Source organism: Arcticibacter eurypsychrophilus, assembly GCF_001730525.1.
Lineage (GTDB): Bacteria > Bacteroidota > Bacteroidia > Sphingobacteriales > Sphingobacteriaceae > Arcticibacter > Arcticibacter eurypsychrophilus.
Map to the genome: position 1 here is coordinate 28688 of NZ_MDFN01000018.1, position 20984 is coordinate 49671.

A 20984-nucleotide genomic window follows, 5' to 3' on the forward strand; every position below is an offset into this window, starting at 1 on the left:
ATCACTGATCAACTTAATTATCGAAAAATGAAATCGCCACTATTAAAAAGCAATGATATCTCTATTGACTTCGGCTTGTTATTGTTAAGACTAACATCCGGAGGAAGCCTTTTAAGCCACGGTTGGACCAAGCTACAAAAGGCACTACAGGGGGTTACTGAATTTGCGGATCCAATAGGTATTGGACCTGAGATATCTTTATATCTGGCTATTTTTGCAGAATTTTTTTGCGCACTATTGATTATAATTGGATTTGCACACAGATTGGCCTTAATCCCTTTAATAATCACTATGCTGGTTGCCTTTTTTGTTGTTCACGCAACAGACCCTTTTGGAACAAAGGAACTTGCATTCCTTTTCCTAAGTATTTTTGTGACGTTATTCTTTACCGGTCCCGGAAAATATGCAATAGATCGTTTATTTAAATAAGCAGTAATTACTCCTTTCCTTCTGGTTTCTCTTCTTCCGGTTTATCATCTTCAAAAAGCATACGTACGGCGGGAGTATATACGTCATCATGCTGACCATTTTTTAATGCCCAAAAAAAGGCAGCTAAAAAAAGGAGTGCCATAATTACGCTCGTGCCAATGAGAAAGTATAATATATTCATCGTAGTTTATATTTCTTAGCGAAATAACGGTTTGCTAAATTAGTCAATATGATAATAGTAATAGTACTCATAGGCATTAATATAGCTGCTGTGAGTGGGTAAAGCCTCCCCTGAACAGCAAAATAAACACCTATCAAATTATAAATGGTAGCTATAATAAAACTACATTTTATAATCAGCACTGCACTTCTTGCCTGACTAATAAACTGAGGCATTTTACCCATAGCATTTCCTTTCAAAATAGCATCACTTCCAGGGGTGAAATTATTTATATTGTCGGTAACTGCTACACCAAGGTCACTCTGGCGGAGTGCCCCTGCATCGTTCAACCCGTCACCAAGCATCATCACCACATTTTGGTCTACCTGAAGTCTTTTTACATATTCCAGTTTATCCTGAGGACTTTGATTAAAAAGCATAGGTACATATTCCGGAAATACTTCCATCAGATCCTTTTTTTCGTCTGAATGGTCCCCTGAAATCACATGCAACCTGTAATGCACTTTTAATGATACAATAAGACCCTTTAAACTCGTCCGCCATTTTTGATTGATCTTGAAATAACCTTTATACTGGCCATCAATACGCACATGAACAGTTGATGCATTACTAAAGGACAAGGATTCAGGAGATACGAATGAACGGCTTCCCATGAGCACTTCGTGAGGATCAAAAGAAGCAGAAATACCTTTACCTGGAATCTCAATATAGCTATCCGCCTTTAAATAATCTTTGCCATCCAACCATTTCGTAATCTGACGACTTAAAGGATGGGATGAATTCCTGGCGACAGAGGAAACCAGCGACTCCTCAAAAAGGGTCAACTCTCCAGAAAAGGTTAAATTATTAGTTTCAGGACAACTTATTGTACCCGTCTTATCAAACACAACAGTATCAATACGGGCCAGCTGTTCAACCACATCCGTATTTTTAAGATAAAAATCATTCCGATCAAATATCCCTAACACCGTAGACAAAGTTAAGGGAGTACTTAGCGCAAGCACGCAAGGACAGGCCACAATAAGTACAGAAGAAAATGCATCCCAACCTTTACCTGTATCACCCATATACCACCAAAATCCTGCAGACACTAAAGCAATAGCAATCACTGCTACACTGAAATATTGCGCGATAGTATCATTAAAATTCTTGATTTTACTTTGATCACTTCTCTTGAAGGCTTCATTATTCCACAGTCTTGTCAGATAACTTTGCGAGACTGGTTTCACCACTTCCATTTCTATAGCCTCTCCTATTTGCCGGCCTCCTGCATAAATGATCTCACCAAGCACTTTTGATTGTGGTTGAGACTCTCCGGTAACGAAGCTAAAATCAAAACAGCCCTCCCCTTTCATCAAAATTGAATCGGCAGGTACAATCTCATTATTACGCACTAAAATCCTTGCACCAATCTCCAGATCATTAATCGGAACAGGAACCTCTACCCGCTCTTCATTTAAAAGAGTTACAGCCACTGGAAAATAGGATCGATAATCCCGATTAAAGGAAATATGGTTGTACGTCCGCTGTTTTACCCATCTTCCCATTAACAGTAAAAAAACAAGTCCAATTAAAGTATCAGAAAAACCAGGGCCTGCTCCACTTATTATCTCATATGCGGAGCGGATAAATAACACCGCCACAATCAGAGCAAGGGGTGTATCCAGATTAATTACCTTATTTTTCAAACTTCCCCAAGCTGAAACAAAGAAATCGCGACTACAGTAAAAAGTAGCTACACTGGCAAAAGCCAAATTTAGCCAACCAAACAAGGTTTGAAACTGATGCTCTAAAGCGGATAGTCCCAAATACTCTGGAAAACTGAACAACATTACATTTCCCATGCAAAATCCAGAAACTGCGATCTTAAGAATCAAGTCACGATTTACTAAATTGCTTTTGTCCTTAACAATGTCCTGTAAACTGATGAGAGGTTCATATCCAATTGAGATAAGAATTTCAACCAGATTTTTCAAAGGAAGTTCATTATGATCAAAAGTAATTTCTACCTGCTTCTTTAAAAAATCTACTCTTGAATGTGCTACAGCTGAGTTTATTTTATGAAGATGTTCAAGGAGCCAAAGACAAGAACTGCAATGGATTGCAGGAATATAAAAGGTAATAAGCGTTCTTTTTGTATCTGAATAATCAACCAGTTTAGAAAATATACCAGGATCATTTAAATATTCCAGATGTTGCTCAGTGTGACCTTTTTTCTCTCCTGGTGAGCTATTATAATTATAATAACTACATAAATTATTTTGTGCTAATATTTGATAAACACCCTTACATCCAGCACAGCAGAATAATTTATCATCAGCTATTAAAGGTTCTGTGACAATATTATCCCCACAATGAAAGCAGCATGTTTGGACCGATGTATCAGATGTTGTCATAATACTTCTATAAGAGATCAAAGATGCAATATGCGTTTAAACATCCTAATGACAAATGTTAATATTAAATATGATCCTTATCACTTATCCCCCTTCTACCACAGTGATTACAATCAATCTTAAGAATGACCATTATCACTAACATTATGAAGCTATTATACTTTATTTGTATGTAAAAACAAATTTTCAGATCTTTCCTTAACGTTAAAAATCATGAATAAGGAGCAATTTAACTGTTTGATATGTAAGCAGATTCGATATATGAAGCCTCATGCTCTGAAATTCACCAGGGATGAAGATGATGCAAAAGATTTGATTCAGGATACGCTAATTAAAGCAATTATAAATTGGGATAAATTCAGAGACGACACCAATATAAAGGGATGGTTATTTATTATTATGCGAAATTTATTCGTAAATCAATACCGAAAGAAAAAATACATAACCTGTCCAATAGAGCATGAGGAAGGAGTTGAACTCCGGGTAAACAATACAGCTGAATCCAACATGAATGTCCAATATATTAATTCTTTATTAGGCAAGCTTCCTTTCCAATATAAACAACCACTTCAAATGTTTATTAACGGCTATAAGTATAATGAAATCAACGATATTCTGAAAGGTCCTATTGGAACCACCAAGAATAGGATTCACAAAGCCAGAAAGATATTAATTAAAGCCTTGTTATCTGAGGAGAACTGATTGATTTAACAGTAAAAATTGGCATACAGCCACCGGGATACATCTATATTTTTGTAAATTTGTTTCAACACTGTAAAGCCATACCAACAGTTTAGAACAAATTGTGGTAAAGCACCTGTTTAATATCGATCTTCCTACTCCCTTCTAGCTAACTAAGTTTCAAATCAGCCCCACCTTACTCGCACCTTCTCCGCAGCTTCTCCGCTCGAAATGCATACAAGCTGAGAATTAATTCGGAAGTATATCCCTTTTAATTATAAATACCATAGCCTGTTGTGCAGATAAAGAGTGCCCTTTCCCAGTTGATTTAAAATTAGATAAAACCCTGGTTTTTTATGCAGATGTCCTATATTTCCTAAACGTAGATATTAAACCGTCCACTTTAATATTCACGTTTATAAACCTCTGAAAAAAATAATTTTTAATCCGAAGCTAAACTTCTGAAATCCAGCATTAAATGCATAAAAAAAGCTATCATGGCTTAAATTTTGTCTACTTATAAATAGATAAAATTTAAGCCATGATAGCTAAATATTTTAATGAAAAATCCTATAAAACGAAGCTAAGCGATACAGAAAAAAGAAGATCTGATCTGATTATTTACATCTTTCTGGTAGCACTGGTGTTGATCATTTCAGTAGTTACCTCGATATAATTAAACTTCGCTATATTCCTGAATCGCTATCAATCTTAATTGAGCTTCAATCTCATGAAGTTCATTTGTAAATTTATTTAAATATTGTTCAGTCTGGTTGGTGATACTACCTGCCAGTTTTTTATAATATTCGATACCAATCAACAATTGCTCTTTAAATTTCTCTAGTTGTTTGATCTTTTTAGAGTCTAAAGTTTTTAGATGATTGGATATATCATTCTTAAGATAATCAACATATAAGTTTAATTCGTTTACAAAAAAAGAGGATCTGGTTACACCCTGTAGTAAGTTCATTTTACCGTAGATATGTTTAACCATTTCATCTAAAGAAAATGTTCTGGAGAAATAAGCCAGGTTAGGACCAGGACATATTGCAACCGCTGCATCTTCTTTCGGATTAAGAATTCCATCTTTGATGTAGGTTGCAGCAGTCAGACCTTCGCATAGACATAACTTTTCAGTAATCTTTGTATATTGAGTTTGATAATCTTCAGCCCCAAGACCGAGCGTTTCCAATTGTTTAAGCTTCAGATTTTGGTATTCCCTTGAAGCAAGACATATAGGTTTGTCCGTAAATTCAGTATTTGACACCAAATACTTCTTTTTGCAAGGACTTCCCGGGCGACCTTTTTCTATTCTTGCAACTCGTAGTTTCTCAGCACTACTCAAACGATAGTTATTGAAAGGAACTCCTAATGGAGATGATCCACTGATATAAAAATCTGCCGCAGTAGATTTCACTAAATTTTGAAGCGTTTCATCATCAACATTAGTGGCTTCAGGAACTAATAAAAAAGGGCTTCCCCAACCAGTGCCATCTACCTGATAATGATCTAATATGAAATTATTCTCTTCAACAGTACCAATACCACCTTGTACAGTGATTCGCATTGCAGGTGGGTTACTGATAGTAATTCCTTTTGTAAGCAACGCATTCTCGTAAATCACATAAATGTCGGCGATCATGTCCTGACGCTTCGTTTTAAATTCCTCCAGAATAGGGCCAATTAAATATCCTTCTGTAGCAAAAGCATGACCTCCGCAATTAAGTCCGGATTCCACTCTGAATTCAGATACCCAGATTCCTTTTTTAGCGAGAAACTTAGCTTGTATGAAAGCAGAACGAAAATCACTCACTTTTAAAATTACTTTCTTTTTAAGCTTTTCCTGTTGGTCAGGGAAAAAGTCAGCAAAACTCTCCAAATAGCCATACAAACGAGGATTCATTCCTGCTGACAGCACTATTGATGAATCAAGATCACTCATTGCAAAACCTCTTAGACCAGCAAGAGCATCTGAATTATCATCTCCTGTAGTTTCGCCGTTTGGCCTAAAGTTAGTTTTATCAATTTTAGCCATGATGTTTACATCAATAGCTCCCTTATTCATTTCCTGGCGTAATGCAACACCGATACGATCCTTTTCAACTTGATCTGCTTCTAGAAACATCTGATTGTATTTTATTTTCAGGAAAGAAGTTTCAGGTAACAGTTGAAAATAACGTGTCAGATCAGATTCAGCAGTAAACAACTGAGATTTCAATTGTTCAAACTGTTCGTTGAGCTTGCGGTTAACCATGTTTAAATAATCACAAATACGTTTTGCTCTATGATCTTCATCTTTCATATCAATAGCAGCGTACTCTTCCTGATTTTTTTTAGCATAGAACTTCCTCATTCGTTCTATCAACATATCGTCAACGATGGAAATCACAGATGAAATCCCGTAACGCCCTACTTTTAATGGTGTATCTACTGTAAACCCCAGCCCCAATACAGGTATATGAAATGTATGACTCATCAATTTGGTATAAAATGTTTTACAAAAGACAAGATATTTTATTTATTAAAACATGACTTAGATCACATAAAGCCATAATCTTGATTAACTCTCACCGATTATTGGCCATTTAATGCTTTTTTTTGCAAACATTTTATATTTTTTAGGCTTAGAAAAGCATGAACACTACTGTATATCCTGGATCACCCTTCCCACTTGGGGCAACCTGGGATGGAAATGGAATCAATTTTGCGCTACATGCAGAGAATGCAGAGGGAGTCGATTTATGCTTATTTAATTCCATAGAGGACCTTGCTGAGGTTGTAAAGATCAAACTTAACGAACGTTCCCATCATGTATGGCATGTCTATATCCCCGATCTGCAACCTGGCCAATTATATGGCTATCGGGTTTACGGACCATATGAACCACAGAACGGTCATCGCTTTAATCCTAACAAATTGCTTATCGATCCATATGCAAAAGCAATTGCAGGTACTATCCAATGGCATGACTCTTTGTTTGGTTATGAAATTGGGCATCCTGATACCGATTTAAGTTATAGTACAAATGATAGTGCTGCTTATATTCCAAAGTCAGTAGTTATTGACCCGCATTTCAATTGGGAGAATGATAAGGCACCCAACATTCCTTATCATAAATCGATTATTTATGAGACTCATGTAAAGGGTTTTACTCAACGCCATCCCGACATTCCTGAAAACATTCGTGGAACCTATGCTGCACTCGGTCATCCGGTAACTATCAAGTATTTGATTGACTTAGGTATTACCGCTATTGAATTAATGCCTGTGCATCATTTCGTCAGAGATTCCTATTTAGCTGATAAAAGGCTAACCAATTATTGGGGCTATAATTCGATAGGTTTCTTCGCACCTGATGTACGTTATTCAGGCAGTGGAGTACTTGGCGAACAGGTCACTGAATTCAAACAAATGGTTAAGGAGTTTCACAAAGCCGGGATAGAGGTTATACTCGATGTGGTGTACAATCATACCGCAGAGGGAAATCAACTGGGTCCAACCTTATCATTTAAAGGAATTGACAATGCCTCCTATTATCGCCTCAGGGAGGAAGATGCACGCTATTATAAAGATTACACAGGGACAGGCAACACATTGAATGCCCGGTTACCTGTAGTGCTTCGTTTGATGATGGATAGTCTTCGTTATTGGATTACTGAAATGCATGTAGATGGATTCCGTTTTGACCTGGCATCAACACTAGCCCGCGAGCTTCATGATGTGGATCGTTTAGGATCATTTTTCGACATCATCCATCAGGACCCTGTCATATCACAGGTCAAGTTAATTGCAGAACCATGGGACATTGGAGAAGGCGGATATCAAGTAGGAAAATTCCCACCGGGATGGGGAGAGTGGAATGGGAAATACAGAGATTGTCTGCGCGACTACTGGCGTGGAGCCGATAGCATGCTTGCAGAGTTTGCAGAACGGTTTACAGGAAGTTCTGACTTGTACAAAGATGATTATCGCAGGCCTACCGCTAGTGTTAACTTCATTGCTGCTCATGATGGTTTTACATTGAACGACTTGGTTTCTTATAATGAAAAGCATAATGAGGCTAATGGAGAAGAGAATAATGATGGAGAAAGTCATAATAGCTCCTGGAACTGTGGAGTGGAGGGTCCTACAGATGATAAACTTATAAATGATCTACGTGAAAAGCAGAAAAGGAACTTTTTAACTTCTCTTTTCCTTTCTCAAGGTATACCAATGTTGGTTGCTGGCGACGAAATTAGCAGAACCCAGGGAGGAAACAACAATGCCTACTGTCAGGATAATGAAGTTTCCTGGTTGAATTGGGAACAGGCTGATATGAGTTTACTGAGATTCACCAGAAAATTAATCCACTTAAGAAAAGAGCACCCGGTATTTCGAAGACGTCGCTGGTTTACTGGCCTGCCCTTTAAAGGAATTGGCCTGGAAGATATTGCCTGGTTTCTTCCGGAAGGGATTGAGATGCCAGATGAAAATTGGGGTCATACATTTGCGAAATCATTAGGTGTGTTCTTAAATGGCAATGCAATAAAGTCAGTTGGACCTAAAGGCGAAAAAATAATAGACGAAAGCTTCTATGTAATTTTTAACGCCCATTATGAACCTTTAAACTTTATATTACCCGGAGAAAAGTATGGAAAAGAGTGGATGAAGGTGCTCGATACTCATGAAAACTTCTTTGAAAATGAAGGAGATCGTTTTAAATTTTCTGAAGCATTACTTGTTGAGAGCCGGAGTACTGTGCTTTTGAGACTAGTAAAACCTTAATACAACATGACGCTGAATACAAATGAACAGGTACGGCCAGGGCTTCATTTTAATGAACAAGGAATTGCAGAGTTTTCGTTATGGGCTCCTAAAGCAACCTTTGTAGAAATTAGTGTAATTGAAAAAAAAATACGCTTACCTCTTACAGAAACGGCTTTAGGCAATTGGACTATCCAAACGAATCAGATCAAAGAAGGCGATTTGTATCAATTGATTTTGGATAGAAAGACCGAGCGGCCTGATCCGGCATCTTTATCGCAGACTAACGGAGTACACGGATCATCAAAAGCCATCAATCTGAATGACTTTAATTGGACTGATACGAATTGGCAAAATACAGATCTGGAATTTTACATTATTTATGAACTGCATACCGGGACATTTTCTCTGGAAGGAACATTTGCTGCGATTGAAGACAAACTTGAGCACCTTAAACAATTAGGGATCAATGCAATAGAAATCATGCCGGTAGCTCAGTTTCCAGGCGAACGCAACTGGGGGTATGATGGTGTTGCTCCTTATGCCGTTCAGAATTCTTATGGAGGCGCTTATAGATTGCAACACCTGGTTGATTGCTGCCATGAAAAAGGGATAGCTGTGATACTTGATGTGGTGTATAACCATATAGGGCCGGAAGGTAATTATTTTAATGACTTCGGCTATTATTTTACCTCAAAATACAATACCCCATGGGGAGAAGCATTAAATTTTGATGATGCCTATTGTGATGCGGTAAGGAACTACTTTAAACAAAATGCATTGATGTGGTTCAAAGATTTCCACATTGATGCACTTCGACTCGATGCTGTACATGCTATAAAAGATTTTAGTCCGGTACATATTTTAAGAGAAATAAAAATAGCGGTAGATCAGTTAAATCTTGAAACCGGGAAAAAGCATTATCTGATTGCTGAAGTAGACTTGAATGACACCCGGTTTATTAATCCTTTAGCAAAACAAGGATATGGAATGGATGCGCAATGGATTGATGAGTTTCATCATGCTTTGCGCATCACAGCAGGGGAACCTGCAACAGGCTATTTTGCTGATTTTAAAGGGATCTCAGATCTTGCTAAATCATATACTGATGCGTATGTGTATGATGGGCAGTATTCCCTTCACCGTAAAAAACACTTCGGGGTACAAGCAGATGAAAACTCGGGAAAGCAATTTGTGGTGTTTTCGCAAAATCATGATCAAACCGGTAACCGCATGTTAGGCGAGCGTACCAGTCAGCTGCATTCTCCTGAAATGCAACGATTACTTGCAGGTGCTGTTTTAACTGCTCCATACTTACCCTTGCTCTTTATGGGAGAGGAATGGAGTGAAACAAACTCTTTCCAGTACTTTGTGAGTCACACCGATGAGCAACTTGCTGAAGCGGTACGTGAGGGTCGTAAAAAAGAGTTCGCCGATTTTCATTTGCAGGGTGAAGCCCCTGATCCAATGTCCATGGAAACATTTGAACACTCTAAGTTGCAATGGAACTTATTGGAAGATCCTTTGCATCAAAACATGTTTAAATACTATCAGGCACTTATTCATCTCCGGAAGCATCATTCCGCTTTGAGATCCCTAAATAGAAAACAGATTGAAGTAACGGTTAATGAAGGAAACAACACTTTATTGGTACATCGCTGGCAGGAAGAGAGGCATATCCTTTGCCTGATGAACTTTTCTTCTACGGACCAAGAAATTCAATTGCCTCTTCTTCATAAAAATTGGACGACATTAATTTTCTCTGGGGATAGACAATGGAATGGTCATTTAAAAATTCCTAAAAACTATACCGATCAAACGATGGTAGTATTACCAGGACAGTCGCTGTTAATTTTAGATCAAGATTAGAACTCTTCAAATATAGTTTCATGAACCCTATATCTACCTACCGAATCCAGTTTCATAAAGAATTTACCTTCAAGCATTTTAAAAAGATTATTCCTTACCTTAAAAAACTGGGGGTCAGCACCATTTATGCCTCACCTGTTTTCGAGTCCACACCCGGCAGTACACATGGTTATGATGGATTAAATCCTGGCCGGATTAATCCTGAAATAGGCACTGAAGAAGATTTGCGGGCGATTCATGCTCTACTTGAGGAAAGTAAGATCCAATGGCTTCAGGATATTGTCCCAAACCACATGGCGTTCGACCATAGGAACTCCTGGTTAATGGATGTATTAGAGAAAGGGAAAGACTCCATCTATGCTACATTTTTCGATACGGCATTCAGTGGTGATTTCTTTCAGGGGAAACTCATGGTTCCTTTTTTAGGAACTACGCTAAAAAAGGCGATAGAAAAGAAAGAGTTAAAACTGGATTATCAGAATGAAAAATTCGTATTAAACTATTTAGATGCGTATTATCCCTTGAATGCGGCATCTTATGCATTAATATTCAACGACGACAATATTACGCATGAAGAAGATGATTCCATTCATTCCCGTCTGGATCATATCAATGCAAGTCCTGATCTTCTGGAACACATTGCAGACGAACAGTTTTATGAACTTTGCCATTGGCAAGAAACCGACAACAAAATCAATTTTCGCCGTTTTTTTACGGTTAACGGGCTGATCTGCATCAATATTCAGGATCAAAACATATTTGACGTTTATCATGAATATTTAAAAAAGCTAGTGGATGAAAACCTGTTTCAGGGCCTGCGAATAGATCATATAGACGGTTTATTTAATCCGGAAGAGTACTTAAATCGATTAAGAACGTTAACAGGACCAGAGCCTTATATCATTGTGGAAAAGGTATTGGAAGAAGGAGAATCGATACCCACCTCGTGGCCCGTACAAGGAAACTCCGGTTATGATTTTCTTAGCATCGTAAACAATGTATTTAGTCAGCAAAAGAACAAAAAGTTCTTCATCAATTTTTACAATGATCTGGTACCTTTGGGAAAACAGATTGAAGATCAGATACATGAAAAGAAAGCAGCCATACTCTTTCAAAACATGACGGGTGAGCTTGAAAATCTGTATCACCTTTTCATCAATTCAAATCTCTCTCCAAGGGCGGTATATCCAGAGATTGATTTTAAAACGGCAATTGCTTATTTCCTTATTTACACACCTGTTTACCGTTATTATGGAAATGCTCTGCCTTTAAATAAAGCCGAAAGGAAAAGTCTTAAGAGTATATTCCAAAAGATTAGAGATAAAAAACCACATTTAAGAACTGCTGTCGATATTCTGGAAGATACTATTTTACCGAAACCAGATACACAAGACGAGGAATGCAATGCACAGGCTCTGTATTTTTATCAGCGCTGTATGCAATTCAGCGGGCCACTAATGGCTAAAGGAGTGGAAGATACCCTCATGTATACCTATAATCGTTTTATTGGTCATAACGAAGTAGGAGACGCACCTGGTTCCTTTGGAATCTCAGTAAAGGATTTCCACACTAAAATGGAAGAAAGACAACAGTCTGGACCTTTATCGATGAATGGAACATCGACACATGACACCAAAAGAGGGGAAGATGTGAGAGCCCGTTTAAACGTATTGACTGATATTCCTGAGCTCTGGTTTAAGAAGGTGGATAAATGGATCAAAATGAATGAGCCACTAAAAACCTTAACGAGGCCCGATGCAAATGACGAATATCTAATCTATCAGACTATTATCGGCGCTTACCCAATGCCGGGACAAGATGAAGATAATTTTCCCGAAAGGCTTCAGGAGTACTTGGTTAAAGCACTAAGGGAAGCAAAAATCCAGACTAGTTGGTCGGAGCCCAATGAACAATATGAAGAAGCAACGAAATCATTTGCTTTAAAATTACTTCAACGCGATGGTCCATTTTGGGAAAGCTTTGAAAAAATACGTAACAAAGTAGCCGATTTTGGAATCTTGAATTCATTGGCTCAGACCATACTTAAGTTCACTTGTCCCGGTGTACCCGATGTTTATCAGGGTTGTGAATTATGGGATTTGAGTCTGGTTGATCCGGATAATCGCAGGCCAGTTAATTATTCTCAAAGAGAACATATTTTAAAGGAACAATTATTTGATGAAGAGATTCTTGACCAGAAAAACCTTTTTGAACACTTATGGAAAAATCGTTACTCCGGAGAAATCAAATTGGTGTTAACTCATCAACTTTTTGATTTAAGGCAGCAATCTCCGGAGTTATTTGAAAAGGGAGATTATCTACCTTTGATAGTAAAAGGAAGATATAAGGATAACATTCTTGCATTTGCACGAAAACATCATATTAATTGGGTAGTTACCGTAGTCCCTCTTCATCTGGTAGAGATTTGTGAAGAACAAAATTGTGAACCATTGAAAATTGACTGGCATAAAACCCGTTTGGAACTACCTTCATCTGTTTCTTCGGAATGGACAAATATCTTCAGTGGTGCGACTGGAAAAGCAGAAGAGGAGCTCCTGGTTGGATCCATTTTCAATAAGCTGCCTTTCGCTGTTCTGAAACTAAAATCTTTTGAGAACAAGAGATCAGCTGGAGTATTATTACATATCAGCTCATTGCCTTCCCCTTTCGGGATAGGCGATTTCGGTCCTGAAGCTTTTAAATTCGCCGATCTTTTAGCTTCTGCGAAACAAAAGTATTGGCAAATACTTCCTCTAAATCCTACAGAGGAGGCCAGTATGCATTCTCCTTATAGTTCGTGTTCAAGCATGGCTGGCAATTCATTGCTTATTAGTCCTGAGTATTTACAGCAAGAAGGGTTACTAAGTCATAAAGACTTAAAAAAGCACTATCTGGTTCCAACGGATCGAATTGACTTCAAATTGGTACAGGAATCAAAATCAGCATTAATCAAAAAAGCATTTCGTAGGTTTAAAGACGAGAATATGCCTTCAGATGCGTTTACTTTGTTTTGTGAAAGGGAAGCTTCATGGCTTGATTACTTTGCTTTATATAGGGCTCTTAAGGATAAATTTGGCCAATTAGCTTGGCATGAATGGCCTGATACCTTTAAATTGAGAGACCCAAAAACATTAGAAACTTTTAGGCTTTCTAAAACCGAGCAAATTGAAGAGATAAAATGGATCCAGTTTATTTTTAGCAAACAATGGAGCGCATTAAAAAGTTACTGCAATGATTTAGGAATTAGTCTGTTTGGCGATATGCCTTTTTATACCAGTTACGACTCCGCAGATGTTTGGGCAAACCCTGAGCTGTTTAGTCTGGATGAATCAGGCCGAATGTTAGGTGTTGCAGGAGTTCCTCCCGATTACTTTAATGACGACGGCCAACTTTGGGGTATGCCGGTTTTTCGATGGGATGTCTTAAAAAAGCAAAATTATGATTGGTGGATTAAGCGGATAAAAAAGAATATAGAACTTTTTGACCTTATACGTTTTGATCATTTCAGGGCATTTACTTCCTATTGGGAAGTGCAAGTGCAAGAGCTTACCGCTAGAAACGGACAATGGAAACCGGGGCCAGGCAAAGACTTCTTCAATGCAGTAGAACAAGCACTTGGAAAGATACCATTTATTGCAGAGGATCTGGGTGACATTGACCAACCTGTTTATGAACTTCGGGACGCTTTTAACCTACCCGGTATGAAAGTGCTTCAATTTGCTTTTGGAGATGATATGCCTCAATCGCTTAATAGCCCACACTTATTTAAAGAAAACTTTTTTGTGTATACCGGCACTCATGATAACAATACGATGGTTGGTTGGTACAAGGAAGATGCCGACAAAATCATCAAACGAAATTTAAACAGTTATTTAGGGAAAAAGATTAGTGCAAAAAATGTACACATAGAACTGAGTCGCCTAGCTTACTCCAGTGTTGCATTAACGGTGATTTTGCCTGTACAGGATATTATTGGTTTAGATGAGCGTGCCCGAATGAATAGTCCGGCAACAATAGAAAAGAACTGGGAATGGCGGTTATTACCTGATCAGCTGAATGCAAAACATGCAAAAGCCTTAAGGGATTGGGTATTAATTTATGGAAGGGGCTAGTGGCATTTTACTATGAAGGAAGCTAATCTCAACAACCGGATCAGCAAATCTAAAGAGGGAGTTTTAGGATCAATAATTATCTGTAAGTAAAAAAATAAGGGGCTAAAAGCCCCTTTATTTTAGATTTTTTTAACAGCCTGACGTGCCAGCATCAGCCATTTACCATGCGTTTTTTGCCAAACAGTAAGAATATGCAAATTAACTGTTCCCGGACTTTTCCCCTTATCATTAGTAGAAGCCACAAGATCATGACGAACGATAGCTGTTTTACCAGATACATGAATAGTCTGATTATTAAATTCAAGTGTAACAAAGTCTGAATTTCCGCTAGTTATTGCTTCCACAAATTCCGCTTTATTCTGCAGCACACCACTGGAATGACCATAGGTTAAATTGTTATCCGCTATTGCTTCCAATTCACTCTTGGTTCCATCTACCATGGCTTTTCTAAGTGTTTCTACAGCTATTGCAACTTGTTTTTCACTTTTACTTTGGGCATGTACCACTACGCTTAAAAACATGGACAGTACAAGAAATAAGCTAATTCTTTTCATATTTAATTATAATTACAGGCTGCTGCTAAACTAAGAATTTTATTTCCTTTCTTCGTCGATAAACAGTTCAGAAGCGATGTGATCACTGAATAACATACCGGCATCGGTTAAGACCAGCGTGTTCGGATCCTTTTTTATAATCCATCCTTTGTCAAGAAACTCCTCTGCACTCTTTTCTATCTCAGTACTATAACCAGAGCCAAAGTCACGATCAATTTTAGAAAGATCCATTCCCCACATAGTTCTTAAGGATGTCATGATATATTCATTCACCCGGTTATTCTGCGTAAGAATTTCCATCTCCGCAGGAATCTTGTCCAGCAATAAAGACTCGAGATATTTGGCATTGTTGGCAATATTCCACTTCCTTGCCTCGCCATTAAAAGAATGTGCCGATGGACCAATACCCAGATAAGATACCCCTCTCCAGTAATTTGTATTGTGCCGGGAATACTGATTAGGTTTTGCAAAGTTAGACGTTTCATAATGCTCATATCCCCATTCCTTAAGCTGCTCGATGAGGAATAAGAATTGTTCAGCACTCTGATTATCATTCATTTCCGGCTGCTTTCCTTTCTTAATAAAATGAGCCAAGGCAGTTTTAGATTCTACCGTCATCGAATAAGCAGAGATATGTGGAACGTTTAACTCATGTGTTTTGTCCAGATTCGCTTTCCACTTTTGATCCGTAAGCAAGGGATAACCATAGATCAGATCAAGTGTGATATTCTCAAAACCGGCATCCTGTACACGTTTCACGGCACTATCTGCTTCTTTTGCATTATGTGCCCGGTTCATCCACTTCAAATCCTCTTCAAAGAATGATTGAATGCCGATACTGAAGCGGTTGATGTCGGTAGTTTTCAACTCCTTAACCTGTTGCGGGGTTAAGTCATCCGGATTGGTCTCCATACTAATTTCCGCACCTGAAGCAACCGGATGCAAATGTATCACCCGGTCTATAAACGCTTGTATTTCCTGAGCGGTTAGAATTGAAGGAGTTCCTCCTCCAAAATAAATGGTCTCAATAGTTTGCCGGCCGAGGTATTCTTTTTGCAATTCAAGCTCTTTGAGCATTGAATTTATAATCTCGTCCTTATATTTTTTAGAAGTGGAGAAGTGAAAATCACAATAATGACAAGCTTGCTTGCAAAATGGAATATGAAAATAGATGCCGGCCATGGGTTTAAGAGTGTATAATCCCTGATAAAATCGGACAGATAAGTAACGTTAACTCATTGATTATTAGCATAAATAATATCTTTAATCTTTTTTGTTCTATTGATTTTTATTCTATTTTATTTTATTTTTGTTACTCATTTGTTACTTATCGAGTTTAACGAGTAACAAAAGTAACAAAAGAAAAGTAACTTATATATCATGGTAACGATCAGATATAAAAAGCTAAGCACCGGCAAATTTAGTGCTTATTTGGATGTGTATTCCAATACTGGCGAGGGTAAAAGTAAACGCAACTACGAGTTCCTAAAGATTTATGTTGATAAAGGCTATTCGGATGCCTCATGCCCGGATTAGCGAGCCTGATAAAGAGAAACTCAAGATCATTAAATCACTTCGTAACAAAAGAGAGGATGAATTGAATTTTTCTGAATATCGCTATAAACAACCTGCCAAAATTAATTATCACCTTCAGGATTATCTTGATCAATTCCTGGCAAAAATTTAATTATAAGCTCCATATTATACATATATAACAAAATTTCATTTTCAAACAATCGGCAGTAGATCAAAATATTTGCCGTAAGTTTGTATATTACTTTGAAATGGCAAAAAACAAATATGACATAGATAGTTTAAATAAGCACTTTGGAAAACAGTTGCAATTTTCCCTAGACGAACTGCGTGCTTTTTTTAAAAAAGATGACCCGACTTTACCCGATACAACAATCAGATGGAGGGTTCATGATTTAGTAAATCAATCGGTCATTAGCAGAACTGGTCACGGCCTGTATCAACTGGTTTCAACTAGTGATTATATTCCTGAGCTTTCGACGCGAGTGCTTAAGATCAGTAAATACATCAAAAAAAAATTTCCTACCACTTCTTACTGCACATGGGATTCAGGGATGATCAACGAATTTGCTCAACATCTAAGCAGCTATCCATTTATACTGGTTGATGTTGAGAGAAATGTTTCAGAATCGGTATACTTTAGTCTTAAGGAAGAGTTTAGAGGTGTTTTTTTGCGCCCCAGCGAAACATTAATCCATGACCTGCTGCCTGACTTTCAATTACCCATTATTGTTCGGTATTTAACCAGTGAAAGTCCATTAAATCAGGTTAACAACATATTTACAGTCTCGATTGAAAAGCTGTTGGTAGACATATTTTGTGATAATGAATTCAATTACCTGGCCGGCAGCGAATGCAGATCGGTATTTAGCAACGCATACTATAAATATGTAGTGAACGAAAACAAGCTATTACGGTATGCTGCACGAAAAGGCAGACGACCAGACTTACATAAGTATATCCAAGAGGGTAACTTTAACAAGCAAAAGAACTAACCAATAGCCCATGATTTCAAAAGAAAGCCTCACCACTGACTGGCTAAAAACCGTGTCCGCCAAAAACAGGAAAGTGGATCCAACCCTTGTAGAAAAGGTTATACGGGCATTACTCCTACTGGAAGGCCTGGTAAAATCTGACATTCAATTTGTCTTCAAAGGAGGAACAGCGCTGATGCTACTTATGGGAAGTACCAAACGCCTGTCGATAGATATCGACATTATAGTAAGTACCCATCAGGAACTGGAGGAACTTTTTAAGACATTCCTGGAAGAACAAAGTTTTACCCGTTTTGAGCTCCAAGAAAGAAAAACAACATCAGACATTGAAAAAGCGCATTACAAATTCTTTTATACTCCTATTCTCAAGTCTAAAAAAGAAGAGGATTATGTATTATTGGATATACTTTTCGAAGAGCCTCACTATGCAAATGTTATCAGCTGGCCAATTGATTCCACCTTTACTCAACAGGACGGAGAACCGATATTTGTAAATATCCCTTGCTATGAGGATATTCTGGGCGACAAACTCACGGCCTTCGCTCCAAATACAACCGGTATACCGTACTATAAAGGAGAAGATTCACGCGCGATGGAAATTATGAAGCAGTTATATGATATCGGAAGTCTGCTGAATCCGGCTAAAGATGTAAGTATCGTTGCCAAAACGTTTAATATTTTTGCCAACACTGAGATTGGATACCGTAAATGTGAAACGGATGCAACAGGAGTGTTGGATGACATTTATGACACTGCATTGCACATTTGCAGCAGGGGTACTGAAGGTAAAGGCGATTTTGTAGCATTAAGTCAGGGGATACAATCTGTTAGAAATTTTATCTTCTCGGAAAACTACCAAATTGACCGGGCAATTGTTGATGCGGCAAAAGCAGCCTACATAGCTACAGTTTTGAAATATGGCGTAACCAAGTTTGAAAAATATACAGGAATTGACCAGATAAAAGATCTGACCATAGAGCAGAGCTTCAACCAAAAGCTAAATAAACTTAAGAAAGGAAACCCTGAAGCGTTCTATTATTGGCACCAGATATCGATCACAAAAACGGTTTAGTCGATATTCAAACTTTCGGCATAAATAAAGAATTATTGCCGAAAGTTTGAAATTAAAATCTATATACATTAAGAAAAACGGTCACTCTTTTTTCATGTGAATTACTCCAAATTTGAGCATGAAAACCTATCCATACATTGGGCCAGCTATCGCCTTTCGAGTTGTTCTACTCTTCGTGTTTCACCTTACTGAAAAGCCTATAAGGAGCTCGAGACAACGCGAAAAGGAGCACCTATTTTTACCAATACTTTATAGCCCTGCGAAACAAACGCTCCAGATTTTAAATTAACTACGTCGTCTGGCCGGAACCTCAGTCAGATGCCTTTCATCCCCATAATTCAACATCTCTAAAATTTTTATTTGATCAGTGCTAAAAGCAATTTATCCGTACTGACGATCTTCCAAATTGGAAACAATACCATTATACCCTGCCTTTTTAATAGATCATTTGCATGCCACGTAAGCTAATGATTTTTTTAACGATGTTCTTTCAATTCCCATTGTTACCTATTTGTTACTTTAAGATTTTAACTACCTGAAAATCAATTTAATATTCAATGCCGACCATGGCTTTAAGCGTGTATAATCTTATATAGAATTGGGTAAATGAATAGTGTTAATTTGTTGATTATCACCACAGAAAACGTATGTTCCCGTTCTTAATCTTCTATTTCGTTACCCGTTCACTACTGTTCAGCTTTAATGAATAACAAAAAGCAAAGTAATTAATATATCATGGTAACAATCCAATATAAAAAACTAGGCACTAATAAATTTAATGCTTATTTGGACTTAAATGACGATTCAGTTGAGCTTATAGCTTTAACCCATTTGCACACCTTGCTTGATGCTAAGTTAAGCCCATGCCATTATTGGTTTGAATTCTATTGTTGTTTTTATGTTAACTGTGATTTTACACCGACCACTTATTCTTGCAAAAAAATTATTCCTTATTCATTATGAAAATAAAATTACTGATCCCAGCATTGGCAGCCCTCTTGTTTACATCATGCAAGAAAAACGAAACTGAAACTATTGCTATCGTTTACCCAGATATGGCAGAGGCGGTAGACCCATCTATCCTTTTCACTACAACAGCCGGCATCAAGGTGTATAATGGGGGTTTTGGTTCAGGCGTTGCCGTTGACCCCAATGAACCTGACGTTTTCTATATGCTAACCGATCGTGGTTCTAATGTCGCGGGTCAAATTGCCAACTCCATCATCATTGGTAAACCAGACTTCGACCCTCAGATTGGTAAGTTCAGGTTGAAAGATGGCAAGTTATTCCTTGAATCGGTTATAGATCTTAAAAATGAAGCAGGTGCAAAGCTTAATGGTATTCCAAATCCCGTTGGGATGGGTGCTTCTGGAGAAACAGCATACAATTTAAACGGAGTGGTAATCGCACCAAGCGCAAATGGTATAGATTCTGAAGGATTGGTGAGGCTGGCAGACGGTTCTTTTTGGATTAGCGATGAATACGGGCCACACATTGCACATTTTGATGCCAATGGAAAAATGATAGAAAGAATAAATCCTTTTGGAACGGGGACAGGTGGTCGTAAAATTCCAGCCGTATTTGCAAATCGCAGAGCCAATAGAGGAATGGAAGGATTAGCAATAACTCCCGATGGAAAGACATTAGTTGGCATAATGCAATCACCGATGTATAACCCATCGAAAACTGCAATTGCAAATTCTACCGTTTTAAGGATATTGACATTTGATATTGCTACAGGCGCTACCAAACAGTATGCTTATTTGATGGATAACATCACATTAACCGGGGTAAGTGATATCGTGGCAGTTAATGCAACAACTTTTTTAACCATTGAACGTGACGGGCTTTTTGGAGGTGCAGCTAGTAATCCTGCTATCTTTAAAAAGGTCTTTAAGATTGATTTATCAGGAGCGACAGATATTTCTGATGCTGCAAACGGAACGGCAGGAAAGCTGTATGGTGGAAAAACAGTCGAAGAATTGAATAACCAGGCGGGTTTACAAGGAGCTGGAATAGTTCCTGTTACAAAAACGCTGGTCTTAGATCTGTTAAAGGATTTACCATCTGTCTATCCACATGATAAAGCAGAAGGCCTGGCTTTGTTGCCGGGAAACATCTTAGTCATTTCTAATGATGACGATTTCGGAGTGGTTGACAATGGTGCAAGTGGCTTTGCCCAGAAAATATTACCATTGACAAATGCAGTAGATAGAAATCGTTTATACTTTGTAAAATTGAAAATGTAATAAAGATTACAGGTTCCGTTTATTCATAAAAAGATGAGTTGTTCATCCATTGACGTCCATCCATCTTTTCTAAAAAAAATGCTCAGATATTCATCTGAGCATTTTTACTAATTAACCAACTTGTATGTGTAGTTTCCGTTCCCAAATAACGGGTAGAAAAGATACGACCA

15 protein-coding genes are annotated in these 20984 nt (G+C 37.9%); 10 read left to right on the forward strand and 5 right to left on the reverse strand.

The annotated features are described in order from the left end of the window. Positions 1 to 27 precede the first annotated feature (27 nt). A complete protein-coding gene (locus BFL47_RS11210; protein WP_069659888.1) occupies positions 28 to 429 on the forward strand; it encodes a DoxX family protein in 402 nt (133 codons plus the stop codon). Positions 430 to 436: 7 nt separating this feature from the next. Here the strand turns inward: BFL47_RS11210 and ccoS are convergent, their stop codons facing one another. Both ccoS and BFL47_RS11220 read right to left on the reverse strand, forming a co-directional pair. Next, a complete protein-coding gene (gene ccoS / locus BFL47_RS11215; RefSeq protein ID WP_069659889.1) occupies positions 437 to 610 on the reverse strand; it encodes a cbb3-type cytochrome oxidase assembly protein CcoS in 174 nt (57 codons plus the stop codon). Then, positions 607 to 3006: a heavy metal translocating P-type ATPase gene (locus BFL47_RS11220; RefSeq protein WP_069659890.1), complete on the reverse strand. Its 2400-nt coding sequence runs from the start codon at positions 3004 to 3006 to the stop codon at positions 607 to 609. Before BFL47_RS11220 ends, ccoS begins: the two co-directional genes overlap by 4 nt. A gap of 261 nt (positions 3007 to 3267) precedes the next feature. Between BFL47_RS11220 and BFL47_RS11225 the strand changes: the two genes are divergently transcribed. After that, positions 3268 to 3708, forward strand: a complete 441-nt coding sequence (locus BFL47_RS11225; protein ID WP_170827309.1) for an RNA polymerase sigma factor — start codon at positions 3268 to 3270, stop codon at positions 3706 to 3708. Between the two features lie 520 nt (positions 3709 to 4228). Next, positions 4229 to 4363, forward strand: a complete 135-nt coding sequence (locus BFL47_RS20370) for a hypothetical protein (RefSeq protein WP_262482889.1) — start codon at positions 4229 to 4231, stop codon at positions 4361 to 4363. On the opposite strand, the gene BFL47_RS11230 is transcribed toward BFL47_RS20370, so the two are convergent. Next, entirely contained in the window at positions 4364 to 6163 is a 1800-nt protein-coding gene (locus BFL47_RS11230; protein ID WP_069659892.1) for a hypothetical protein, read from the reverse strand. 158 nt (positions 6164 to 6321) lie between these two features. Here BFL47_RS11230 and glgX point away from each other — a divergent pair, with 158 nt between their 5' ends. From glgX to treY, 3 genes are read left to right on the forward strand one after another with little or no spacing between them, the layout of a single operon-like run. Further along, positions 6322 to 8451 (forward strand): glycogen debranching protein GlgX, encoded by a 2130-nt coding sequence (glgX, locus tag BFL47_RS11235; protein WP_069659893.1) that lies wholly within the window; start codon positions 6322 to 6324, stop codon positions 8449 to 8451. Between the two features lie 6 nt (positions 8452 to 8457). Further along, a complete protein-coding gene (gene treZ / locus BFL47_RS11240; RefSeq protein ID WP_069659894.1) occupies positions 8458 to 10299 on the forward strand; it encodes a malto-oligosyltrehalose trehalohydrolase in 1842 nt (613 codons plus the stop codon). A 20-nt stretch (positions 10300 to 10319) separates the two neighbouring features. Then, the gene (treY, locus tag BFL47_RS11245; RefSeq protein WP_069659895.1) at positions 10320 to 14411 is read left to right on the forward strand and encodes a malto-oligosyltrehalose synthase; all 4092 of its coding nucleotides are present in this window, start codon (positions 10320 to 10322) and stop codon (positions 14409 to 14411) included. A gap of 119 nt (positions 14412 to 14530) precedes the next feature. Here treY and BFL47_RS11250 read toward each other — a convergent pair whose 3' ends face one another. After that, entirely contained in the window at positions 14531 to 14965 is a 435-nt protein-coding gene (locus tag BFL47_RS11250) for a nuclear transport factor 2 family protein (RefSeq protein ID WP_069659896.1), read from the reverse strand. Between the two features lie 39 nt (positions 14966 to 15004). Next, on the reverse strand, positions 15005 to 16147 hold the full coding sequence (gene hemW / locus BFL47_RS11255; protein ID WP_083257132.1) for a radical SAM family heme chaperone HemW: 1143 nt from the start codon (positions 16145 to 16147) through the stop codon (positions 15005 to 15007). Positions 16148 to 16345: 198 nt separating this feature from the next. Here hemW and BFL47_RS19800 point away from each other — a divergent pair, with 198 nt between their 5' ends. The 4 genes from BFL47_RS19800 (at position 16346) to BFL47_RS11275 (ending at position 20814) form a co-directional block, all read left to right on the forward strand. Next, positions 16346 to 16501: a hypothetical protein gene (locus BFL47_RS19800; RefSeq protein ID WP_170827310.1), complete on the forward strand. Its 156-nt coding sequence runs from the start codon at positions 16346 to 16348 to the stop codon at positions 16499 to 16501. Positions 16502 to 16749: 248 nt separating this feature from the next. Continuing rightward, the gene (locus BFL47_RS11260; RefSeq protein WP_069659897.1) at positions 16750 to 17493 is read left to right on the forward strand and encodes a DUF6577 family protein; all 744 of its coding nucleotides are present in this window, start codon (positions 16750 to 16752) and stop codon (positions 17491 to 17493) included. 10 nt (positions 17494 to 17503) lie between these two features. Further along, positions 17504 to 18565 carry a nucleotidyl transferase AbiEii/AbiGii toxin family protein gene (locus BFL47_RS11265; protein WP_069659898.1) on the forward strand — a complete coding sequence of 354 codons (1062 nt, stop codon included), beginning with the start codon at positions 17504 to 17506 and terminating at the stop codon, positions 18563 to 18565. 959 nt (positions 18566 to 19524) lie between these two features. Then, entirely contained in the window at positions 19525 to 20814 is a 1290-nt protein-coding gene (locus BFL47_RS11275) for an esterase-like activity of phytase family protein (protein ID WP_069659900.1), read from the forward strand. Positions 20815 to 20984: the final 170 nt, after the last annotated feature.

Coding starts and splice junctions, on each gene's coding strand:
- BFL47_RS11210 (WP_069659888.1), top strand. CDS start 28: ATGAAATCGCCACTATTAAAAAGCAATGATATCTCTATTGACTTCGGC.
- ccoS (WP_069659889.1), bottom strand. CDS start 610: ATGAATATATTATACTTTCTCATTGGCACGAGCGTAATTATGGCACTC.
- BFL47_RS11220 (WP_069659890.1), bottom strand. CDS start 3,006: ATGACAACATCTGATACATCGGTCCAAACATGCTGCTTTCATTGTGGG.
- BFL47_RS11225 (WP_170827309.1), top strand. CDS start 3,268: ATGAAGCCTCATGCTCTGAAATTCACCAGGGATGAAGATGATGCAAAA.
- BFL47_RS20370 (WP_262482889.1), top strand. CDS start 4,229: ATGATAGCTAAATATTTTAATGAAAAATCCTATAAAACGAAGCTAAGC.
- BFL47_RS11230 (WP_069659892.1), bottom strand. CDS start 6,163: ATGAGTCATACATTTCATATACCTGTATTGGGGCTGGGGTTTACAGTA.
- glgX (WP_069659893.1), top strand. CDS start 6,322: ATGAACACTACTGTATATCCTGGATCACCCTTCCCACTTGGGGCAACC.
- treZ (WP_069659894.1), top strand. CDS start 8,458: ATGACGCTGAATACAAATGAACAGGTACGGCCAGGGCTTCATTTTAAT.
- treY (WP_069659895.1), top strand. CDS start 10,320: ATGAACCCTATATCTACCTACCGAATCCAGTTTCATAAAGAATTTACC.
- BFL47_RS11250 (WP_069659896.1), bottom strand. CDS start 14,965: ATGAAAAGAATTAGCTTATTTCTTGTACTGTCCATGTTTTTAAGCGTA.
- hemW (WP_083257132.1), bottom strand. CDS start 16,147: ATGGCCGGCATCTATTTTCATATTCCATTTTGCAAGCAAGCTTGTCAT.
- BFL47_RS19800 (WP_170827310.1), top strand. CDS start 16,346: ATGGTAACGATCAGATATAAAAAGCTAAGCACCGGCAAATTTAGTGCT.
- BFL47_RS11260 (WP_069659897.1), top strand. CDS start 16,750: ATGGCAAAAAACAAATATGACATAGATAGTTTAAATAAGCACTTTGGA.
- BFL47_RS11265 (WP_069659898.1), top strand. CDS start 17,504: ATGATTTCAAAAGAAAGCCTCACCACTGACTGGCTAAAAACCGTGTCC.
- BFL47_RS11275 (WP_069659900.1), top strand. CDS start 19,525: ATGAAAATAAAATTACTGATCCCAGCATTGGCAGCCCTCTTGTTTACA.